At 44.7% G+C, this 22,725-nt stretch carries 18 protein-coding genes; 15 read left to right on the forward strand and 3 right to left on the reverse strand.

Annotated elements, in window-relative coordinates:
• Together H579_RS0121100 and H579_RS0121105 are read right to left on the reverse strand one after the other, a co-directional pair.
• Complete coding sequence (locus H579_RS0121100) at positions 1-1,308, reverse strand: sensor histidine kinase (RefSeq protein ID WP_169449732.1); 1,308 nt, start codon at positions 1,306-1,308, stop codon at positions 1-3.
• 63 nt (positions 1,309-1,371) lie between these two features.
• On the reverse strand, positions 1,372-2,076 hold the full coding sequence (locus H579_RS0121105; protein WP_028302309.1) for a response regulator transcription factor: 705 nt from the start codon (positions 2,074-2,076) through the stop codon (positions 1,372-1,374).
• A 215-nt stretch (positions 2,077-2,291) separates the two neighbouring features.
• Between H579_RS0121105 and H579_RS28215 the strand changes: the two genes are divergently transcribed.
• From H579_RS28215 to H579_RS0121170, 13 genes are all read left to right on the forward strand, one after another.
• Positions 2,292-5,534 (forward strand): EAL domain-containing protein, encoded by a 3,243-nt coding sequence (locus tag H579_RS28215; RefSeq protein ID WP_051228140.1) that lies wholly within the window; start codon positions 2,292-2,294, stop codon positions 5,532-5,534.
• Between the two features lie 881 nt (positions 5,535-6,415).
• Positions 6,416-7,096 (forward strand): methyl-accepting chemotaxis protein, encoded by a 681-nt coding sequence (locus H579_RS30185; RefSeq protein WP_245583336.1) that lies wholly within the window; start codon positions 6,416-6,418, stop codon positions 7,094-7,096.
• Positions 7,097-7,131: 35 nt separating this feature from the next.
• Positions 7,132-7,497 carry a response regulator gene (locus H579_RS0121120; protein WP_028302311.1) on the forward strand — a complete coding sequence of 122 codons (366 nt, stop codon included), beginning with the start codon at positions 7,132-7,134 and terminating at the stop codon, positions 7,495-7,497.
• A gap of 30 nt (positions 7,498-7,527) precedes the next feature.
• Positions 7,528-10,086 (forward strand): chemotaxis protein CheW, encoded by a 2,559-nt coding sequence (locus tag H579_RS0121125; protein ID WP_028302312.1) that lies wholly within the window; start codon positions 7,528-7,530, stop codon positions 10,084-10,086.
• Positions 10,087-10,094: 8 nt separating this feature from the next.
• The gene (locus H579_RS26940) at positions 10,095-10,607 is read left to right on the forward strand and encodes a chemotaxis protein CheW (RefSeq protein WP_051228142.1); all 513 of its coding nucleotides are present in this window, start codon (positions 10,095-10,097) and stop codon (positions 10,605-10,607) included.
• Positions 10,608-10,659: 52 nt separating this feature from the next.
• Positions 10,660-13,848 carry a methyl-accepting chemotaxis protein gene (locus tag H579_RS29965; protein WP_051228144.1) on the forward strand — a complete coding sequence of 1,063 codons (3,189 nt, stop codon included), beginning with the start codon at positions 10,660-10,662 and terminating at the stop codon, positions 13,846-13,848.
• Positions 13,849-13,911: 63 nt separating this feature from the next.
• Positions 13,912-14,736 carry a CheR family methyltransferase gene (locus H579_RS0121140; protein ID WP_036567110.1) on the forward strand — a complete coding sequence of 275 codons (825 nt, stop codon included), beginning with the start codon at positions 13,912-13,914 and terminating at the stop codon, positions 14,734-14,736.
• A 50-nt stretch (positions 14,737-14,786) separates the two neighbouring features.
• A complete protein-coding gene (cheD, locus tag H579_RS0121145) occupies positions 14,787-15,395 on the forward strand; it encodes a chemoreceptor glutamine deamidase CheD (RefSeq protein WP_028302314.1) in 609 nt (202 codons plus the stop codon).
• Positions 15,396-15,407: 12 nt separating this feature from the next.
• A complete protein-coding gene (locus H579_RS0121150) occupies positions 15,408-16,463 on the forward strand; it encodes a protein-glutamate methylesterase/protein-glutamine glutaminase (protein ID WP_028302315.1) in 1,056 nt (351 codons plus the stop codon).
• A 23-nt stretch (positions 16,464-16,486) separates the two neighbouring features.
• Positions 16,487-16,792, forward strand: coding sequence for an STAS domain-containing protein (locus H579_RS0121155; protein ID WP_028302316.1), 306 nt, complete (start codon positions 16,487-16,489; stop codon positions 16,790-16,792).
• A 13-nt stretch (positions 16,793-16,805) separates the two neighbouring features.
• Positions 16,806-18,512: an ATP-binding SpoIIE family protein phosphatase gene (locus H579_RS0121160; RefSeq protein WP_028302317.1), complete on the forward strand. Its 1,707-nt coding sequence runs from the start codon at positions 16,806-16,808 to the stop codon at positions 18,510-18,512.
• A 5-nt stretch (positions 18,513-18,517) separates the two neighbouring features.
• Positions 18,518-19,396 (forward strand): NAD(P)-dependent oxidoreductase, encoded by an 879-nt coding sequence (locus tag H579_RS0121165; RefSeq protein ID WP_028302318.1) that lies wholly within the window; start codon positions 18,518-18,520, stop codon positions 19,394-19,396.
• A 43-nt stretch (positions 19,397-19,439) separates the two neighbouring features.
• On the forward strand, positions 19,440-20,168 hold the full coding sequence (locus tag H579_RS0121170) for a hydroxypyruvate isomerase family protein (protein ID WP_157834681.1): 729 nt from the start codon (positions 19,440-19,442) through the stop codon (positions 20,166-20,168).
• Between the two features lie 149 nt (positions 20,169-20,317).
• On the opposite strand, the gene H579_RS0121175 is transcribed toward H579_RS0121170, so the two are convergent.
• The gene (locus tag H579_RS0121175; protein WP_028302320.1) at positions 20,318-20,770 is read right to left on the reverse strand and encodes a cyclic nucleotide-binding domain-containing protein; all 453 of its coding nucleotides are present in this window, start codon (positions 20,768-20,770) and stop codon (positions 20,318-20,320) included.
• A gap of 221 nt (positions 20,771-20,991) precedes the next feature.
• On the opposite strand from H579_RS0121175, the gene H579_RS0121180 reads away from it, so the two are divergent.
• Positions 20,992-22,188 carry an HD-GYP domain-containing protein gene (locus tag H579_RS0121180; RefSeq protein WP_028302321.1) on the forward strand — a complete coding sequence of 399 codons (1,197 nt, stop codon included), beginning with the start codon at positions 20,992-20,994 and terminating at the stop codon, positions 22,186-22,188.
• Between the two features lie 25 nt (positions 22,189-22,213).
• Complete coding sequence (locus tag H579_RS0121185; protein ID WP_028302322.1) at positions 22,214-22,663, forward strand: c-type cytochrome; 450 nt, start codon at positions 22,214-22,216, stop codon at positions 22,661-22,663.
• The last annotated feature ends 62 nt before the right edge of the window (positions 22,664-22,725 follow it).

The following is a 22,725-nucleotide window of genomic DNA, read 5'->3' on the forward strand; positions in this document are numbered from 1 at the left end:
TTAAGGGGCAGTTGCCGGTAGCTCAATCACTACTTCTAGGCCAATAATTATCTGCTCTTGTTTTCGGTTATTGGCATAAACTTTACCGCGATTGATTTTGATACCTTCCTTGGCAATAGCCAGCCCGACACCGTAGCTGCCCTCCCCAGGAGTGCGAGCGTTATCTAATCTGAAGAACGGGTCAAACAGCTTTTCCAGTGCGGCCTTATCTGCAACGCCTGGCCCCTGGTCAGAGACTCTTATATACCACTTTTTAGGCTGACTCTGCTGGTATTCCAAGTGAATGTTCAGCGTGCCCTTATCAGGTGAGAACCGTATACCGTTGCGTACGATATTTTCCAGCGCCCGTTCCAGAGGTTTGCGACTGCCAAGAAGAGTGGCTTTATTCATGTTGGCTTCCCTGTGATGGACGAAATTAAGCGTGATGCTTCTTTGATCTGCTTCAAAGCGAAGTCGCTCTAGCAGTTGTATGATCATCTGTTCCAGAAATATAGCTTCTTTCTGTACTGGGTTGTCAGGTCTTTGCCAGCGTTGCAGTGTGAGTAGTTCTTCAACCAAATAATCAAGGCTATCAATTTCCTGGTCGATTCGTTCTGCTAGTTTATCCTTATTCTGGCTTTTGGGATGTTTTAATAGTGCTGTTGCCACTTTAATTCGAGCCATAGGGGAGCGAAATTCGTGAGACACATCTCTTAGCAGTTGCTTTTGTTGTTCCAGTAGCTCATACACGTTGGTGCTGAGATTATTGAGCTCCTTGCCCAGAGTACCCAGTGAGTCCTTGCGCTTGGCAATGCTTGTGTCGATGCCGCCAACGAAACTTTTCTCGTGCCAGAGTTTAATATCCTGGTGCAAACGTTTAATCGGCTTGAGGATATAGAGTGCGACCAAGAGGCTGATCATTATCATGGTGGCCAAAATAGGCCATATCGGTCCATCTGGTCTCGGAGGCGGGGTGTGGAATCTGGGCGGGCGCCGGGGCTCTACCCATAGGGTGATTTCACCGTGTTCTAAGGTTTTGATGACAAAATTATTTTTTATGTGAGGTTTAAAAGATAACCAGTCACGGATTTTGCTACCGATCATGCTGACTTCATTGTGTGAGTCATTATGCTCTTTATCGTTGCTGTGGGCAGGGCTGTCACGATCCAGACGTATTCTAAAAGGTGAGTGCTGGTTGCTGGCGTTTAGCCAGTCTTTTAGTCCTTGTAAGCCTTGCTCGTTATAAATTTCCTGAGCGAGAGACTGGTGTTGGGAGCTTAAGCTACGGCCTTGTTGGTTAATCTGGTTGTCTCGCCAGAGCGTGGTCATCAGGCTAATGATTACCAGTGCAGAGAGGCAGATTAAGAATATTCTGAAAAAGAGTCGTAACATTTATCGAATCTCACTGGGCGTATAGCGATAGCCAATGCCGCGAATAGTATCAATTGCAGCGGCGATCGGTGGGGGAAGTTTCTTCCTGAGGTTGCTGATATGCATGTCCAGGCTACGGTCATAGCTGCTTAGGGGTTTGCCTAATACCTGGATGGATAGTTCCTGTTTGCTTAGTGTTGTATCGGGTTGGTTTATCAGGCTTTCCAGTAAGTCGAACTCTGTAGCGGTTAGTTTTATCTCTTGCCCTGCCAGTAGAACCCGGCGCGCCTGATGCTCCACGCTAAAGCAGCCTAATTCTGGTAGATCAATACTGAAAGAGGCATTTGAAGAGATATTCAGATGACTTTTAGTTCGACGCAAAATAGCTTTCAAGCGGGCAACCAGTTCCCGTGGGTTGCAAGGCTTTGGCAGATAGTCATCGGCGCCCAGTTCTAAACCAAGAATACGATCCATATCCTCCCCACGGGCTGTTAGCATCAGTATGGGAATGTCACTGGTTTTTCGTATTTGTTGCAGTAGCTCAATGCCGCTGATATTAGGTAGCATGATATCGAGTACCACTGCATCATAAGAGTGTTGTTGTATCTGCGGCAAAGCCTGAGCGCCGTCGTGTACACTTGAGGCTTCAAATTGTTCAATGGCCAGGAACTCAGTTAAGAGCTGGCATAAGGTTTGATCGTCATCAACAATAAGTACGTGGTTCATTTTGGATAGTCTCGCTTTTTCGGGCGCTGTTATAAGACATTTTATCCTGTAATAAGCCTATGGTTACTATTGTGGGGTGAGAATTTACAATAGATTTACACAAGTGCCGGGTATTGATCTGTAATATCAGTTATATTGCTCGTCGTTACGCTAATGTGCTGTTGCTCAAGGTTTTTTTAGTGAATAGTCGAACATACTTTGTAAACTGGATGGTTATGTTTTTGGCCGTAATCGGTGTGCTTGTTGCTGCCGTTTATCTGGAGAACAACCTGGAAGCGCAAAAACAGCAGGAGCAAGCGTTAGAGATTCGGTCCCGTCTTTCAGAAATTTCTGCACGTATAGAAAGTAATATTCACTCCAATATCGTCAGTGTCCGAGGGCTCGCGGCCTATCTATCCGCTAATCCAGCGGTTGATGACCAAGAGTTTCAACAGTTAGCACGTTTATTTTTATCCAATAACCCCATGATTAATAACCTGGGTGTATCTGACGAAAGCTACACCATGGTTCGGGTCTATCCTGCAGAGGGTAATCAAGCCGTATTAGGTTTAAACCTGCTAGACTTGCCTGCTCAGGCAGTATCTGCTCGTGAGGCCATGAACTCTGGGCAGGTCCAGTTCTCTGGCCCCGTTAAGCTTGTTCAGGGGGGGGATGCTTTTATTGTACGTATTCCCATTTTTGATCCTCATAGCGGCTATGTTTTTGGTCTGTTGTCTTTTCCTATCCTGCTGGAACGGCTGTATCAGCAGGTTGAAATCCCTCAGCTCAGTGAGCATTATCGGGTCAGTATCCGTCATTTGTATGAGTTTTCTACCGGTCAGGTTTTTTATGGTGATCCTGCATTATTTGAGCGCGATCATGTGGTCTATAGTGTCGATTTACCGGGAAGTCGTTGGCAGCTGGCGGCAGCGCCCTTTGATTACTTTGAATCAGCGCTAAGTGCTCGTGTCTGGGTCTATGTGTTGGCAGGGCTGGTAATTAGCGTGATTCTGGTCATTCAATGGCTAAGAATTCGTGAGCTACATTCGGTTAATCTGATAGAAAAACAACAAATGATGCTGGATCAGGCGCAAAGAGTTGGTCGCATCGGCAATTGGTCCTGGCATATACCGTCAAACGAGATCTTTTGGTCCGATGAGGCGCTGCGCTTATTTGGTTTGGAAAAAAATGATCAGTTATTCAAAGAGAGTGATTATCTAAACTTTGTTCATACGGATGATCTGACTAAGGTGCGTCAGGTTACCACTCACGCTATGAATGTTGGTGGTCGCTATCAGATTGATTTCAGAATTGTTCGACCTGATGGTCAGATGCGCTGGGTCCACAGTGAGGGGGAGGTTGAACTCAGTGCTGCCCGTAAGCCGTTAAGGGTATTTGGTACTTTTCAGGATGTCACCAGCAGTAAGCGTATTGAGCGTCAGCTAAAGCAGAGAGAGTCGCAACTGACGGCTGTAACGGATGCCGCTCAAAGCCTGATCATGATTGTACGTGTTTCAGACGGTGTAGTGCGTTTCTCTAATCCATCTTCCAAACACTTGTTAGGGGTGGATCCTGATCAGCTGGTCGGGCGCTCGTTTTATGATTTTTTTGCAGATGCTGCCAGTTACGAGGCTTTATGTGATCAGGTGAGTGCACAGGGTTATGTCAGAAGTTATCAATTGTCGCTGGAGCGCTGTGATAACCAGCAGACAGTTATTTTTCTTGCAGGTTTGCAGAAGATTAACTTTGAAAATGAAGCCTGCTTTGTGGTTGATCTGGTCGATATTACAGAGACATATCTGGCCAATCAGGATCTTAAGCTGGCGGCCTCGGTGTTTGATAATACAGCTGAAGCTATTGTCGTCACTGATTCTAAGAACAGTATTGTCTCGGTAAACCCGGCGTTTACGCGTATTACGGGTTATGAATTAGCTGATGTGAAGGGACAGAATCCCAGTATTCTTAGCTCTGGTCGGCAGTCAGGTGTTTTTTATCGCGAGATGTGGGTGTCCTTGCAGGAATATGGTCGCTGGCAGGGTGAGGTGTGGAACAGAAGGCGCGATGGCGAGTTATATGCCGAGTGGCTCTCCATCACCGCATTAAAAAGTGATGATGGTGAGATTGAGAACTATGTTGCAGTCTTTACCGATATCACCGACCGTAAGGAAAAAGAGGAGCTGATTCAGTATCAGGCCAATTATGATGCCTTGACGGGTATTCCTAATAGGGTACTGTTTCATGATCGCTTAAGCAGGGCTATTTCATCCGCAAATAGGCAGAACCAACGTGGTGCGTTGATGTTTATCGATCTGGATCGTTTTAAGGAAGTGAATGATACTTTGGGGCATGAGGCTGGTGATGAGCTGCTGAAAGAAGTGGCTGCTCGTTTGCAGAAAACAGTCAGGGAGTCGGATTCTATTGCTCGCTTGGGTGGTGATGAATTTACGGTGATGATCCCATACTTCAATCACATTAACGATGTGGGTGTGGTTGCGGAAAAGATTATTAATAATCTTTCAAAAGTATATCGTCTGGGGCGGAACAGTGCACACATCTCTGCCAGTGTGGGTATTACTGTTTTTCCAGATGATGGCTCAGAGCTAAAGCGTATACTGCAAAATGCAGATCAGGCAATGTATGCAGCAAAATCAGCAGGTCGGCATACCTATCGCTACTTTACTCCTGAGATGCAAATAGAAGTTGAGCAGCGTCAGGGGTTGCAAAATGATATGAGGCAGGGGTTGGTTAATGGCGAGTTCGAGCTGTTTTTCCAGCCTATTGTTAATAGTGATTCTCTGCCTGTGAAGTTTGAAGCCTTGGTTCGTTGGATGCATCCGGAAAAAGGTATGATCTCGCCAGACCAGTTTATTCCATTGGCAGAAGAAACAGGCTTTATTATTCCTTTGGGGAGCTGGGTGTTTCAGCAGGCTTGTCGTCAGCTGGCGTTATGGCGTAAGTCATATCCTGAGCTATGTATGGCGATTAATTTGTCCTCAAAACAGATATCTACAGATGATAGTCACACAGAGCACTTTATTGATATTTTGCATCAATATGATCTCCCTTCAGAGGCGGTTACTCTTGAAGTGACAGAATCCTTATTTTTGGACCCTACCGGAGACTCAGTGCAAAAACTGGAGTTGTTAAGGGAGCAGGGATTTAGAATAGCTATTGACGATTTTGGTACTGGGTATTCTTCTCTGAGTTATCTGAAGAAGCTGCCGTTGAGTATCATTAAAATTGATAAAGCCTTCGTTTCGGATCTTGATAAAGCTGAAGGTGATCGTGTTCTTGTCGATGCGATTTTATCTATCGCCCAAAGTATGCAGCTTGAGGTTGTGGCTGAAGGGGTTGAAACTCAATCGCAGGCCGATTATCTCAGGGAGAAAGGGACTGAGATGTATCAGGGGTGGTTGTTTAGTAAACCCTTACCGTCTTTGAGTGCTGAACAGTGGCTGCGAGATAAAATAAAAGCCTGACTGGGTTGTATGCGCTCATATATTAAGCTGACCTATCCATCTTGGGTCAGGTAATCTTTAACCGTTTTGCTAAGGTGTTTATAAGTTTCTTTGCGATATGCTAATTAGGGTATATGCTTAGGGTAAAGTTATGAAAAATCCTGTAGATTCAAAGGATAAAATGACTTTCGTAACTGAATTCAGTATATTTATTGCATTATTTATGCTGGCTGAGTGCTTGAGGAAAAGCTGTTTACGAATCTAGCGTTATTCACTGGCTAGGATCAGGGATTTCAGGATGCTTTTCCAGGGAATGTTAAACCTTATCACAGTATTGTTGTTATGAGCTTGAACGGGTACAGGAGTATTAAATGAGTCAAGTGAGGAGTCAGGGAGTTGCTACACCTCCTGCAATGGCTATCTTTGCCGGCGTGGTTGCTGCCCTGGTTATCTGGGGTGCAGGCAACTATTTTCAACTTAATCCCCATGCCTGTTTTGTCATCGCGTTGCTTGCTTTTATTGGTGCTTTATACTTTGTTAGTGGCCTTTTGCAGAACGGTGAAAGTCCCGCTGGTAATCTCAGTAGCCCTGCTGAGCAGTTAGCAAAAGACACCTCGGCAACCTTTAATGACTTTTCAATCAGTCTTGCTGTGGAGTTTAAAGAGTCTAAAGAAGAGATTGAACAAGTTAAAAACCTACTCGATGAAGCAATCAGTCAGCTGATTGTCAACTTTACCGAAGTGCATAATAAGACTCAGCAGCAGCAGGAATTGAGTAATAGGATTACTAATCAGCTTGCGGGTGGTGAGAGTGTCGATTCTATCTTCTCCACATTTATTAATGATACCACCGAGACATTTGAGGTCTTTATGGATAATGCAGTCCAGGCCAGTAAGTTTGCGATGGGTTTGGTGGATATCATGGATGAGATGGCTGGAAAAATTGGTGGTATTGTTAAGCTATTGGATGAGATTGATGATATCGCCGATCAAACAAATTTACTGGCGCTTAATGCTGCGATTGAAGCCGCGCGAGCTGGTGAAGCTGGCAGGGGGTTTGCGGTTGTAGCCGATGAGGTAAGGGCTCTCTCCCAGAAAACGACCCATTTCAGTGATCAGATTCGGTCACTGATGTCCGATTTACATGCATCTTTTAATAGTGCTGATACGTCGATTCAGCGTATTTCTTCAGTCGATATGGGCTTTGCCAGTGAGTCGAAAAAACGTATAGAGGGCGTTATGGGGCGCCTGGAAGAGATTAATCATGAGTCCTCTCTGGCGCTTGAAAATCAAAGGGCCCTAGCAAGTGAGGTTGATGAGAATATTAATCAGGCGACCACTGGTTTGCAGTTTCAGGATATGACCTCTCAGTTACTGAATCATACTAATACTCGACTGGAAGTGATCCATGATTTGATGGAAGAGCTGGGGCATATGACTCGAGAAGACAGTGCCAAGAGCTCTCATGAAATTCTTGAGCATATTCGTGGCCGTCTAAAAGAGACGCGTGAAAAAATTAATAGTATGAAGCATAACCCAGTGGCTCATGAAAATATGAGCTCTGGAGATATTGAACTTTTTTAATGTGATTTTAATGTAATTTTTGGTTGGAGGAATTTATGGCCAAAAAAATTCTGACGGTAGATGATGCAGCCTCAATTCGTCAGATGGTAGCTTTCACTCTGAAAGGTGCTGGCTATGAGGTGGTTGAAGCCGTAGATGGTCAAGATGGCCTGAATAAGGCAAAGACAGCACAGTTTGATCTGGTGCTGACCGATCAAAATATGCCGAAGATGGATGGTTTAACCCTGATCAAATCGCTACGTTCAATGCCTCAGTATCGCAGTACACCAATTCTGATGCTGACCACAGAGTCTGGTGATGATATGAAGGCTAAAGGGCGCGCAGCTAAGGCAACAGGATGGCTGGTTAAGCCGTTTGATCCTTCTAAACTTCTTGAAGTTGTTAAAAAAGTAGTGGGTTGATCAAGGCCCCAGTAAAATGGATGGTTTGCCATGTCATTTGATTTAAGCCAATTTAATCAGCTTTTCTTTGAAGAAACTGCCGAGCATCTGGCGACAATGGAAAGCTTGATGCTGAATATGGATGTTCAGCAGCCGGATATGGATGATTTGAATGCCGTATTCCGTGCTGCTCACTCCATTAAAGGGAATAGCGGTACTTTTGGCTTCCATGACATGACAGATGTCACTCATGAGTTGGAAACCTTACTTGACCTGGTACGTAAAGGTGAAGCAGATCTGACTGATGAGATGGTGGATGTCACCCTTCAGGCTGGCGATGTGCTTAACGGGTTGCTTAAAGCGCATCAGGAAGGTGGTGAACCTGACCTTGAACCTTCCAGGTTGGTCCTTGCTGAGTTAAATGTGCAGCTTGCAAAAGCTAAGGGCGAAGAAGCTGCTGTTTTGGAGCCAGCTAACCAAACAGCGTTGCGTTCTATCCCCGAGAGTGCTGATAATTCAAGCAGTGCCGGGCTGGTCTCACCAAGTGATTCTGGCCTTGAATCCAGTCAGACTGATATTAACCAGTCTTTTATTATCAGTTTTCCCAACCCTGGTGATGATACCAGTATGTTATTTGATTCCCTGCGTGAGCTAGGTGAACTAAATATCATCGATTCTCCCGAAAATGGCGGTGATGACTGGCTGTTTTCCCTCCAGACTGAGTCTGCAAAAGACGATATAAGAGAGTTATTAGCTTTTCTTGTTTCACCGGAAGGCATCTCAATAGAAGAAGAGTTGGCTGCGGATGATGGTAGCTTTGGCTTTTTTGAAGACGTTGGCGATAATTCTGCGGCGGTAACGGAAGATGATCTGGGTTATGGGTTCTTTGATGATATTGATCTCAAAGAAGATGATCTTGGATACGGTTTTTTTGATGAACCAGACCCCAAAGAAGATGACCCTGGTTATGGCTTTTTCAATGATCTTGATCGTGTAGATGGTGATCAGTCGGGTGCTTCTGTAGAAGAGAATAAAAGTGAAGCCGCTAAAGAAGATCCAGGATTTGGCCTCTTTGATAGCGAGGATGAGGATGATACGCCATCTCATGACGAAAGCGCGCTGGAAGATGCCGCTTCTATTAACGATGCAGTGAGTGTGGCATCCGAAGGTCCCTCGGTCCCTGATACGCAGGATAGGGGGGCAGTAGCCTCTACTCAGAAAGAAGGCAGCGAGTTCGATGGCTATGGTTTCTTTGAAGCTATCGATGACAAGAGTGATAGCACGAAACAGAAAAGTTCAACTGTAGGGGCAGGGGCAAAAACTCCATCTCCCAAAGTGGAGCAGGTTACGGCAAAGTCTCCATCTGCAGATAAATTACCAAGAAAAGCCTCCGCTCCGGCTAAAGCAGCTAATACCGAGTCATCAATCCGTGTCAGTGTGGAAAAGGTTGATCAGTTGATCAATCAGGTTGGTGAGTTGGTGATCACGCAGGCAATGCTGACACAGATGGCATCAGAGGTTGATCCTATTCTACATGAGCGTATGGCAAATGGACTGGCGCAACTGGAGCGTAATACCCGGGATCTTCAGGATTCTGTGATGTCTATACGCATGATGCCTATTAGTTTGGTGTTTAGTCGTTTTCCTCGGGTTGTGCGTGATCTGGCCAGTAAATTAAACAAGAAGGTTAAGCTTGAAATGGTGGGGGAAAACACTGAGCTTGACCGGAGTATGATTGAGAAATTGACTGACCCGCTGACCCACCTGATCAGAAATAGTCTTGATCATGGCATTGAGGCACCAGATATCCGCACAGCGGCAAGTAAAGACTCTACCGGCACGATTTTGCTTCGAGCATCTCATCAGGGCGGTAATATTGTTGTTGAGGTACAGGATGATGGAGCGGGCCTGAATCGTGAACGCATCATGTCTAAAGCGGTTGAAAAGGGAATCCCTGTATCAGATTCCATGCCCGATGGTGATGTGTGGCAGCTGATTTTTGCACCAGGTTTTTCCACTGCGGCTGAAGTAACTGATGTGTCAGGTCGCGGGGTTGGCATGGATGTTGTAAAAAGAAATATTACATCCTTGGGGGGGCGGCTTGAAATTGAGTCAATTGAAGGTATCGGCACCCGTATTAGTATTCGTTTGCCGCTGACTCTTGCCATTCTTGATGGATTGCAAGTGGCGTTAGGGGATGAGATTTATATTGTTCCACTGACCAGTATTATAGGCTCAATGCAGCCAGAACACACAGATATTAAAAGTGTGAGTGGTGAAGGTGCGGTAATTGCTATTCGAGATGAATATCTGCCAATTATTCGCCTCAGTGACCTGATGAATATGCCTGGTCAGTTTACCGATTTTGAACAGGGAATTATGGTGATTCTTGAGTCTGACGGTCAAAGAGTCGCCCTGTTTGTAGATGATCTGGTTGGGCAATCGCAAGTGGTAATTAAGAGTCTGGAGGCCAACTATCGCAAGGTAGATGGTGTATCAGGGGCAACCATATTAGGCACAGGTCGTGTGGCGCTTATTCTGGATGTTGCTGAAATTATTAGCATGCATAAAAAGCGGGCTAAAAAACATTTAAAGAGTGTGCTTGCGTAGGGGGAAGCATGGCTGAGCAAGTTGTAGATAGCCAAGAAGGCAATGAGTTTGGTCGCCTTTTAGGCCAGGAGTACCTGACTTTTTCTCTGGGCGAAGAGCACTATGCTGTTGATATCCTGAAAGTGCAGGAGATTCGGGGGTATGGTGCAGTTACCAAAATTGCTAATGCGCCTTCCTTCATTAAAGGTGTGATCAACCTGCGTGGTGTGATCGTGCCGATTATTGATCTAAGGATTAAGTTTAACGTAGGTGACGCTCACTATGATGAGTTTACTATCGTGATTGTGCTTAATCTTGCTGATCGTGTGGTGGGTATCGTCGTTGATGGTGTGTCAGATGTGGTTAGTTTGGGTGGCGAACAGATTAAGAATCCACCGGATTTTTCCGCTAACTTTGATTCTGAGTACATTTTGGGGCTGGCAACTGTTGATGAGCAGATGCTGATTATCGTGGATATTGAAAGACTGATGTCCAGTGAAGAGATGGCTCTGGTTGATAAAAGTCGGATGCAAGCGGAATGAGCATAAAAGAATTTTCGTATAGAACACGCGGGTTCAGTTGGAGAACGGGCAAATGAGTAATAAAACTTCGATTCGCTCCAAGCTGCTAAGTGTAGCCTTTTCAGCAGGTGCACTGGTTGCTGCAGGTGCTCTTGTCACCGTTTTAGGTCAGGGCGAAAACATTATATATATCGCATTGGCTCTGGAAGCTGCAGCTTTATTGGTTTTATTTGCGGGTGCGCGCTCGGTGCTCAATCAAGTAGACCAGCCTGTACATCAGTTGATGGCAGTGGCTAAGCAGATGGCTGATGGCAAAGCTCCAACGGATACTGTGCCCGTCATTGATAATGAGATTGGTGCTGTCATTCGAATACTGAGTGACTCTCAGGATGGCCAGCAGAAAAAATACCAGCATGACCTGGAAGAACAGCAAAAGCAGCGACAGAAAGAGGCCCGTCAGCTGGAAGTTTTGAGTCGTATCAAGCGCGGCCTTGATGTGGTCAACACAAATGTAATGATTGCAGATGCTGAACTTAACATTATCTATGTTAATGCTTCAATCCAGCGCATGTTGAGAGAACGTGAAGCTGATATTAAGGCAAATCTTCCGCACTTTGATGCAGGTAATTTAATTGGGAAGAATATTGACATATTTCATCGCAACCCAAATTACCAGCGCAAGCTGTTGGCTGGCCTGGGAAATGCCCACAAGGCCAAAATTAATGTTGGAGATACTACGTTTTCCCTGGTAGTTCACCCTATCGGAAGTAATGGCGAGCGTCAGGGTTACATTGTTGAGTGGGAAGATTTGACTGACACTCTGGTTCGTGAGGCAAGAGAAGCTCAGTTACGTGATGAGCAAGTTCGACTGTTAGAAGAAACTCAGCGTATTCGTAAAGGATTAGATGTAGTTAATACCAATGTGATGATCTCCGACGCTGATCTGAACATTATTTATGTTAATGATTCTATTCAGGTCATGCTTAAGCGTAATGAGCCAGAGATTCAGAAAGAGCTGCCTCATTTCGATGCTAGCAACCTGATCGGTCAGAACATTGATGGTTTCCACAAAAATCCTGAAATGCAGCGCAAGATGCTTAAAGGGTTGGAGTCGACTCATAAGACAACCTTGGCGATTGGTGACAGTTCATTTGCTCTTGAAGTTAACCCCATAGGCGGTCGGGATAATCGTCAGGGGTTTGTTGTTGAATGGAAAGATATGACTGAGACTTTGGCTATGGAGGCTAAAGAGGCTCAGTTTAAAGAAGAGCAGAAGCAGATATTGGAGGAAACGCAACGCATACGTCGCGGCTTGGATGTTGTTAATACCAATGTGATGATATCGGATGCTGATCTGAATATTATTTATGTTAATGATTCAATTCAGGAAATGCTGAAACATAATGAGAGCGAGATTCAAAAAGAGCTGCCTCATTTTGATGCAAATAACCTAATTGGTCAGAATATTGATGGTTTTCATAAAAACCCTGAAATGCAACGTAAGATGCTTGCAGGCTTGCAAGACACTCATAACGCCACTTTGAAAATAGGTGACAGCACTTTTGCGCTTCAGGTTAATCCGATTGGTACGCCGAATAATCGCCAGGGATTTGTAGTTGAATGGCGGGATATGACAGAAGTTTTGCGCCGAGAAGCCGCAGAAAAAGAAGCTTTGAAAAAGCAGACTGAGCTTGCAGAAGCTAATCATCGTATACGCAATGCTTTAGATAATGTGTCCAGTAATGTGATGATGGCGGATAATGACGGTAAGCTTATCTATGTGAATAAGGCATTAAAAGAGATGTTCCGTGCATCTCAAAGCCAAATTCAGCAGGTTTATCCGCATTTTGATGTAGATAATCTAATTGGTCAGAACTTTGATGGTTTCCACAAAGATCCCTCTCATCAGCGTCGTATGGTCGCTGGTATGACAGGTACTCACCATGCCAAGCTTTCCATTGCTGGCCGACACTTTGCATTTATTGCTAACCCAATTTTCAACGAGAATAATGAGCGTTTGGGTACAGTGGTGGAATGGTCTGACACGACAAGTGAAACCCAGGCTCAGGCTGAGATTGCGGATATTGTAGAAGGTGCAAGTCGTGGTGACTTTAACCGCCGCATTAATACTCAGGGTAAGGACGGCTTCTTTGAGGAGCTGGCAACCGGCATTAATAATGTAATGGAAACCACCTCTGACGGTTTATCTGAGCTTGCCCGGGTGCTGGGGGCTATGTCTCAAGGTGATTTGACTCAGAAAATCGATAAAGATTTTGATGGCATGTTTGGTCAGCTCAAGGGCGATGCCAACGCTACTATTGATCAGCTGTCTGGTATTGTGACTCGCATTAAGGAAGCATCTGATGCGATTAACACAGCATCCAGTGAGATTGCTGCGGGTAATAGCGATCTATCCCAGCGCACGGAAGAGCAAGCTTCAAGTTTGGAAGAGACAGCGGCTTCTATGGAGCAATTGACTTCTACGGTACAGCAAAATGCTGAGAATGCTTCTCAGGCAAATAGTTTGGCTCAGGGCGCGAGTAGAATTGCTCAGAAAGGCGGTGATGTTGTTAGCCAGGTGGTCAGTACAATGCGTACCATCAGTGATAACTCAAAACAAGTAGAAGAGATTATTAGTGTCATTGACAGTATCGCCTTCCAAACTAATATTCTGGCATTGAATGCTGCTGTTGAAGCTGCAAGGGCTGGTGAGCAGGGTCGAGGTTTTGCAGTGGTGGCTACAGAAGTCCGTAACCTGGCGAAACGCAGTGCGGGTGCTGCGAAAGAGATTAAGGAGTTGATTGTTACTTCTGTTGATACTGTAGATGAAGGTTCCAAGTTGGTTGATGATGCAGGTACCACAATGAAAGATATTGTGGATGCGATTGGCCAGGTAACCAGTATCATGACTGAGATCTCTGCTGCTTCTGAAGAGCAGCGTTCAGGGATTGAGCAAGTGAATACCGCAATTACCCAGATTGATGAAGTGACTCAGCAGAATGCGGCCTTGGTTGAACAGGCTGCTGCTGCTGCTGAGTCTACTGAAGAGCAAGCGCGCTCCTTGGTTAACTCTGTGAGCTTGTTTAAGCTGGACGCTAATGCCAGCTACTCGGCAGCAATAGAGTCTCCGGTTGTGGCAACTCAAAGCCAAATTAAATCTGAACCAGTTATTTCTCCTGTGAAGAGTGCACATCAAGGCATGTCACCTGGCTCAACTAAGCCAGCTAGTTTAAGGGATGACGATGACCGGGAAGAGTTCTAAGTAACTACCTTGTTTAGACGTTAAATAGGCTGCTTATGCAGCCTATTTTTTAGGAAGAGTGAGATGCAGGCTGATCAATTGAGTAGAGAGTTTCATTTTACAGAGGATGACTTCCTCATAATCAAGGATTTGATATATAAACGGGCGGGTATCAATCTTGCAATTTCTAAGCGGGATATGGTTTATAGTCGACTTTCACGTCGATTGAGAGCAAACAAACTAAGAACATTCCAGCAATATCTCGCACTGCTGAATGATCCCAAGGGTGATGAGCAACAAGAGTTTGTTAACTCCTTAACGACTAATCTAACCTCATTTTTTCGTGAGGCCCATCATTTTGATATTCTCAAAGAGTTTCTTCAGGATAGGAAAACGCCAGTAAAGATCTGGTGCTGTGCTGCTTCTACGGGAGAAGAACCTTATTCCATCGCCATGGCATGTGCAGAGCACTATCAAAGCTTTCGTCCTCCGGTTGAAATCTGGGCTTCAGATTTAGACACAAAGGTGCTGGCTAAAGCCGAAAAAGGTATCTATTCTTTTGATAGAGTAGAAAGGCTTTCAGATCAAAGGCTTAAAGCATTCTTTTTTCGTGGAAAAGGTGATAATTTAGGACTGGTTAAAGTAAAATCAGAGTTACAGGATATGATTCGTTTTTTCCAACTAAATCTGTTGGATAAACGATGGCCTTTTAATGAGCAGTTTGATGTCATTTTTTGTCGCAATGTCATGATTTACTTTGATAAACCGACGCAGCGTAATGTGCTGACAAATTTTCTGCCTCATATAAAAGATGATGGCTTGTTGTTTGCGGGACACTCGGAGAGCTTTCCTCAAGCATCAGACCTTTTTACTCTTCGTAGGCATACGGTTTATACAAAAGCCCGCTAGTATAAAGCGAAATATGATATTTCGGCAGCTTGGGTGTTGAGGCGGATTTTATGGAAACGTTACATGAAGCGGCACAGCCAAAAGTTTATTTTGATCGTCAGTTCAACTGCCAGGTTGCTAAAATTCTCCCGGGTGAATTTTATGTGACTTCAGCAGATATGGCCATCAGTACTGTACTGGGTTCCTGTGTCTCTGCTTGTATCCGGGATAAACGCTTGAATATTGGGGGCATGAATCACTTTATGTTGCCCGGCAATTCGGATGTGTATAATCCTCTTAGTGCTTCAGCGCGTTATGGTAGCTATGCCATGGAGATTTTAATCAATGAAATTCTTAAACGTGGTGCCAGTAGAGAAAACCTTGAAGCTAAAGTGTTCGGCGGTGGTAATGTGATCAAGTCAATTACCACAAGTAATGTGGGGCAACGGAATGCTAAGTTTGTTGTCGATTATTTAGGCTTTGAATCGATTCCTATCGTTGCACAAGATTTAATGGATAGCTGTCCCAGGAAAGTAGTTTTCTTTCCAAACACTGGGAGAGTTTTAATGAAGCGACTGCACAATGAGCGTATTGATCGTGAGATTGTGGCGGTCGAGAATCGCTATAGTCAAACAATTGGCGCAGAGCCTGTCTCTAATGATATTGAACTGTTTGACTGATCTAAGGACGAGATGGGTTTAATTATGATTGAGGTTGTAATTGTTGATGACTCAGCCTTAATAAGAAATCTGCTACGGGAGATTATTGACTCTCAGCCAGATATGAAGGTGACAGGTCTGGCTAATGATCCCATTGAGGCAAGGGAGATTATTCGTCAGGTTGATCCTGACGTCATTACATTGGACGTAGAGATGCCGAAAATGCATGGATTGGATTTTCTGGATAAATTGATGCGCCTGAGGCCGACACCTGTTGTTATGATTTCAACATTGACAACGCTGGGGTCGGATACAACTATACGGGCATTAGAACTTGGTGCAATCGATTTTGTGGCTAAGCCTAAAGTTGGTGTGGTCGGAGAGCTTAAAGCTTATACAGAAGAGATATGCGGAAAAATCCGTGTTGCGGCTCAAGCAGGGCCTCGCTTAGCTAAGGTTAGAAAGCAAAGCGGTAGAGCGACAGCTGCCCCGAAGAAAGAGATTCATTTCAAGCCCAGAGCACTGCAGAAATATATCGCTATTGGTTCTTCAACAGGAGGAACGGAGGCGATCAAGTCGTTCCTGATGCCGCTGCCTGAAACAACGCCTCCAATCGTTATTACTCAGCACATGCCGCCTGGTTTTACCCGAACCTTTGCGGAGCGAATGAACGATATCTGTCGTTTATCCGTTAAAGAAGCAGAAGAGGGTGATATATTGAAGCCGGGCTGTGCCTATATAGCTCCTGGTGATCGTCATATGAAAGTGGTTCGTTGTAGCCGTGGGCTAAAAATTGAACTGGACAATGGCCCCTTGGTTAACCGACACAAGCCTTCAGTCGAAGTATTGTTCGATTCGACTCTGCCTTTTGCAAAAGACTTTGTTGGTGTGATTTTGACTGGAATGGGGGCTGATGGGGCCGAAGGCCTCAAACGTATGAGAGAGGCTGGAGCTCGCACACTGGGGCAGGATGAAAGCAGTTGTGTTGTGTATGGTATGCCTAAGGCTGCAGCAAAAATTGGTGCAGTAGAGTTTGTTGAGTCTTTGCAGAATATGCCAGCAAAGATTGCAGAAATTATGAACACCTAGCGTTTTTTCAAGATGGAGAGTGTATGAATATTCAAACCTCAATTAGTCATGATCAGAGCCTGATGCGTATGAGTGGGCGATTTGATTTTAATGCCCATAAAGTTTTTCGCGAAACCTACCAGCAACTGTTGGATAACAGTGCAGTTAAGAGTTTGACTCTGGATCTGAGCCAGGTTGAGTACTTGGACAGTTCTGCTTTGGGGATGCTGCTACAACCTAAAGAGAAAGCAGATGCTTTGAATAAAGTGATCAGATTGCAAAATTGCTCGCAGTTGGCTAAAGATGTGCTGGCGATAGCCAACTTTGACAAGCTGTTTGATATTTCCTGATCAGGACTAGTATATGCGTATTTTGGCTGTAGATGACACTCGTGCAAACCTGGTCTTACTGCAAGCAATGCTGAAAAGAGCCGGGCATGAGGTGGTCACCGCGGAGAATGGAGAGCAGTCTCTTGAAGTATTCGAGATAGAGGCTCCTGATTTGGTGTTGATGGATGTGATGATGCCTGGAATGGACGGTTTTGAGGCAGCCCAGAGACTTCAGCAGATGGCTTCGCCGCGTTGGGTGCCAATCATTTTCATCTCAGCCGCTGCTACCGAAGAATATTATATCAAGGGTCATCAGTCTGGTGGCGCTGACTACCTGTTTAAGCCAATTAATCAGGTTATTCTTAATACTAAGATAGAGGCTATTAAACGTATTGTTGACATGCAAAATACGTTAGCTAATCAAAACAAGGTATTGCAGGAGTATGTTGAAAAAGACGAAGAGGAGCGTCGTATATCTCGTCATATCATGGAGCATATGGCGGAAAGTAAGGGGCTGGATGATCCTCTGATTAAATATATGCTCTCACCTGCAGAGCAGTTTAGTGGCGATGTCCTGTGTGCAGCGCGCTCGCCCAGTAACCGTCTTTACCTGTTGATCGGAGATGCAGTCGGTCATGGTTTAGCCGCTGCAATCAATACTATTCCAATTTCAGGGACATTCTACCCTATGGTCTATAAAGGCTTTGAGCTGCCGACCATAGGTCGCGAGCTTAATCGCCGGATCAAGGAAACCATGCCGACAGGTTGTTTTGTAGCTTGTGGTATCGTCATGGTCGATCCTATGGAGTCTTATGTTGAAGTTTGGAATGCTGGTCTGCCGACATTCTATTGTATTGACTCTTTTGGCAATGTGATGGATACCTTTGAGTCCAGTCAGTTACCTCTTGGGGTATTGTCTGGCTCACAATATGAGGTTGAGAGCCAAATTGTGCCATACATGCCTGGTAATCAGATTGTTGTTTTCTCAGATGGATTGATTGAGGCAGAGAATAGTGAGCAAGAATTTTTCGGTGTTGAGCGTTTGCTATCTTGCCTGAACCATCCCGAAAACCGTATGGATGATATTAAGCATGCTTTGGAAGAGTTTCTGGGCGATGAGAAGCCTCATGATGATGTAACTTTGGCATTGATTGATATGCCATTCCAGGATCAAATCAGTAGCTATGCAATAGAGGCGCGATCGGAGCAAGCAACTCCTCAGGCTGGTATCGAAGAAACTGATGATATTCAGTGGCAGACCAGTTTCCATATGGGAGCCGAAGAGATTAAAAACCTTGACCTGACGCCTATGCTTCTTAGTGTAATTACTCAATTCAAAGGTGTGGAGTCTCATAATCAAAAGCTATTCCTTATTTTGTCTGAACTATTAAACAATGCGCTGGATCACGGGTTACTCGAGCTGGATTCTTCTCTAAAAACAGGACCTGATGCGTTTGAAACCTATCTGAATGCTCGTCACGAGCGCTTGGCTGCTATGACTCAAGGGTATATTGTTATCAGTGCCCGCAAGATACGTTTGCATGATGAGCTTATTCTGCGTCTAACTATTGAAGACAGCGGTAAAGGCTTTGATCACAAGAAAGTATTGGAGAATGCAGGCGAAAGTGTGCAGATGCATGGGCGTGGTATTAAGCTGGTTCAGCAGTTATGCCGGGGGATGAAATACAGCGAAACCGGCAGTTCCGTTACCGTTGATTACACCTTAGATCATTTAGTTTAAGAATAATGAAGACAATAGGTTTTATTGGCATTGGTCTCATGGGTAGGCCAATGTCCTCGCGTTTGTTAGGCGCGGGCTTTTCACTTACAGTCTGGAACAGAAGTTTTGAAAAGTGCTTGCCTTTAGTTAATGACGGTGCCAAACAGGCTGCCTCTGTAAACGACGTTGTTTCCTCATGTGATGTTATCTGTTTATGTTTGAGCGATACCATGGCTGTCGAGCAGGTAGTTGCAAAGGTGTTGCCAGAATTTACTCAAGGGCAGGTTGTCGTCGATTTCTCCAGTATTGACCCCATTTCTACTCGTAGATTGGCTAGCCAGGTTCAACAGAAAGGTGCTTTTTGGGTTGATTGTCCTGTTTCTGGCGGTGTTGCTGGAGCTGCTGCAGGCACCTTGGCCATGATGGCCGGTGGTGAAGAAGTGATTGTTGATCAGCTCAGGCCAGTTTTAGCTCACCTATCATCGCGAGTGACCTATATGGGGCCTAATGGTGCGGGGCAATATACTAAGATATGCAATCAGATGATAGTTGGCTGCAATGCATTGGTTATTGCCGAAGTCGTAGCGTTAGCGGAAAAAGCCGGTGTCAATAGTCAGAAATTAGCGGAAGCGTTCGCGGGAGGCTTTGCTGACTCAAAGCCCTTGCAGATTTTGGCTCCAGAGATGGCTGAGCGGCGTTTCGATCCCATCAAATGGCATGTCAAAACTCTGAGTAAAGATCTGGATATGGCTATTGAGCATTCCAAAATTGTGGCTTCAAGCACTCCTATGTCTGCTTTAGCAGCTCAATTGATGCGCTTGCATGCTTGTCAGGGGTTTGCGGATAAAGATCCTTCGACACTTATCAGGCTCTATACGGAGGCAGCCAACGACCATGATGGATAATCAGCTAATCGCCAATTTGTCTATGCTATATACTGATAGACCTATGCTTGAACGCTTTTCTGCAGCCGCCGAATATGGTTTTTCCGGTGTCGAGATCCAGTTTCCGTATGAGTGGTGTGCCCAAGAGTTGAAGGGTGCTGCCGATAACGCGGGTGTGCGTGTTCATCTGATTAACGTTCCTGCAGGCGATCTGTTGCAAGGTGGTAAAGGCTTAAGTTGTTATGATGAGCAGCAGGATGAGTTTCGTAAGGCTTGTGCTCTTGCATTAGAATATGGCAAAACGCTATCGGTCGAAAAAATTAATGTCCTGGCAGGTAACGTTTATGATGATTCTCATCGTGAGGCCTGCTTGAGCTGTTATATTGATAATCTGCGTTATGCTGCGGAGTTATTTTTATCTGAAGGTATTATGCTGAGCTTTGAGGCGGTCAATAATCTAGATATGCCGGGTTATCTGTATAGTCGCTTTGATGAAATGTTAGATATCTATCATAAGGTTGCTCACCCTAATGCTGGTATGCAGTATGATATTTATCATATGGCGCGTATGGGAGAAAAAATTGCCCAGCAGATCAGGTATCATGGTGACAAAATAGCTCATATACAGTTTGCGGACTGTCCTGGTCGAGGAGCGCCTGGTAGTGGTGATTTGCCATTAGGTGAATATTTTCAGCTTATTGCTGCAAGTGACTACACCGGGGTTGTGTCTGCTGAATATAAAACGAAGGGAAACGAGCAGAGTGACTATGGCTGGTTAGTCATTTCTGAGTAGTATAACTATTATTCATCTGATGATAACGATGTGCTCTTAATGCGAGCATGGTGTTTTTTTATGATGAGTGACTTTCTGTCATTCCTGTCTTAAGTTTATTGATGCAGCCTGATTAGACGAGAGTATCTATGATGATACAAGGCTGGCAACTACGCCTTCTGGCTTTCGTTTTTCTCTGTTAGCAGGTATACCAGCTTCGCAATAATCTTATCTTTAATTTTCTCTCTAGTTGATGTGGGAAGTTTATTCATTACCGTCTTGTCGAAGCGGAACAGAATACAGGTCTCTTCTGCAATTACATTGCTTGTTCGTGGAGCGCCTGTCATAAATGTGGCCTCTCCAAAAAAATCCCCTGGCTTTAATGTGGCCAATTTTTTGCCATTCTCTTCGAGACAAACTGTGGCTGAGCCATGAAGGAGAATATAAAATGCACAGTCCGTTTGACCTTGTTCTATAATATATTCACCACTTTCTGCGGCTACAAAGCGACTGCGTGTGTCCGCAATCATATTTTTTTCGCCGGGGTTAAAGGCGCTAAAGAAATCTAAGCGGTCCAGAATATTCAGAATTTTGACCCGGTTGATTAGTCGGATACCTTTCATCTGCTCAATTCCTAGTAACTTTTGCTAGAGTTTAACGTGATAAAAGCTTTACGCACAAACCCTAAATATAAAAAGTATTATAAAGTCGGCTAATCTGCTCTGGGTCAGGATTTGTTAGTGTTAAGTTGGTAAAATCACGGTAACATAATGACAGGTAATGTTTTTTTCTATAACTGCTTGAGATAAAACTCAACATTTGTGAACGAAGATAGGGTACAGAGATGGGCGCAAGTGACAAGGAGGACCTGGTAAAGGTCACCGCAGATGAGTTAATGGTTGGCGACAGCCTGCCTTGGACCGTCTTTGATGCGACTGGTCGTTTGTTGATGGATGTGGGTAACGTTGTTTCATCCCAGTCAAGATTGAATTCTATCGTAGCTTCAGGTTATCGCATAAGGGAAGAGGCCAATTCTTCAGTGGAAGCAACGTCAGATATAGTCATTGATTTACCTGCTCCCTATCAGTATGCAAAAGATACCAATCCCTTTAATGAATTAGAGGAGATGTGCCATGAGCTTGAGAAAGCCTTTGGCGCGATAGGAGGGGAGGGAAGTTTAAAAGAAGGCCGTTTACAGAAACGTCTCTACGATACTGCCTCCCAGGTTCAGGGCTTATGTAACCTCAATGCTGATGCTTTGCTGGGGTCTATTCACCTGTCCAACAAGTTTAACTACTCCATTAAGCACCCTCTGCATGTTGCTATTATTTCAACGATAATCGCTAATTCACTGGGACTGCCTCAGGATAATCAATTAGCCATTGTTGGTGCTGCACTTACAGCCAATGTGGCAATGATTAGTTATCAGGATTCGTTACAAAAGCATAAAGGGCCTCTGACTCGAGATCAGGCTGAACGGGTTAAGAAGCACCCTGAAGAAGGTGTGCTTATGCTGAAAGCTGCAGGTATCACTAATCAGTTGTGGTTGGATATTGTGCTGCAACACCACGAGAAAGTAGATGGCAGCGGTTATCCTAACGGGCTTATAGATGAAGATATTCTAACTGAAGCTAAGATCGTTGGTTTGGCTGATATATATTCCGCGATGGTTTCAAGTCGCCCTTACCGACCAGGGTTAACACCGCAGAGAAGTCTAAAACAGCTGTTTATGCAGCGTGGAAGTTTCTTTGATGCTTCTTTGACTAATCTGGTGCTATCTGAGCTTGGTATTTATCCTCCCGGTGCGACAGTCCAGTTGGCAAATGGTGAGATAGGTGTTGTTGTGAAACGTAAGTCTCTTGATACCAGTAAGCCTGTAGTCTCTTCTATTAAAGATCGTTTTGGTGTGCGTTTTATGCACCCTGTTATGCGGGACTCAGGTGATAAGCGTTATGCTATTAAAGGGGATGTAAAGCCAGAGCAGCTGGGCAATATCAACCCATCTATTCTCTGGGGTTTGAAGTTGATGCGTGTTAGCTGATAGAGCGATTAAGAGGAGCTTTACCGTGTTAAAGTCATTTTTCCTGACGATAACATTATTGTCGGTATTCAGTGCCGCTCATGCGGTGCAAATATCGGATAGAGAGAAACAGATACAGGCGCGCCAGGACCAGTTTGAAGAGATTAAGTCCACTTTTAAGCAGTTACGATATGAAGTCGTTATCAATCCCAACTTTGATGAGCGCAAAGCCAGGCAGTATGCGCTAAAATTGATCGAATTGAATAAGCCTTTATTAACAATGTTTGAGGAGCGTTCTGACCAAGGGAAAACCAAAGCGCGCAGTCAAGTGTGGGATCATTGGCCGGACTTCGTTAAGCAGATGAATAGCTATCGTAACGCCTCCAACAGTGTGCTTGAGCCATTACGTTATGTCAATCGTGAAGATGCAGCCATGTATGTGAATCAGGCGGCTAAAACGTGTAAAGCGTGTCACAGATTATATAAGAAGCGTTAAGCTATATTAGTAAATGCGCTTTTATAGCAGGTAAAAGGCGATGGGTATTTGATGGTGGCGAG

It is taken from the genome of Oceanospirillum beijerinckii DSM 7166 (assembly GCF_000422425.1).
GTDB lineage: Bacteria > Pseudomonadota > Gammaproteobacteria > Pseudomonadales > Halomonadaceae > Oceanospirillum > Oceanospirillum beijerinckii.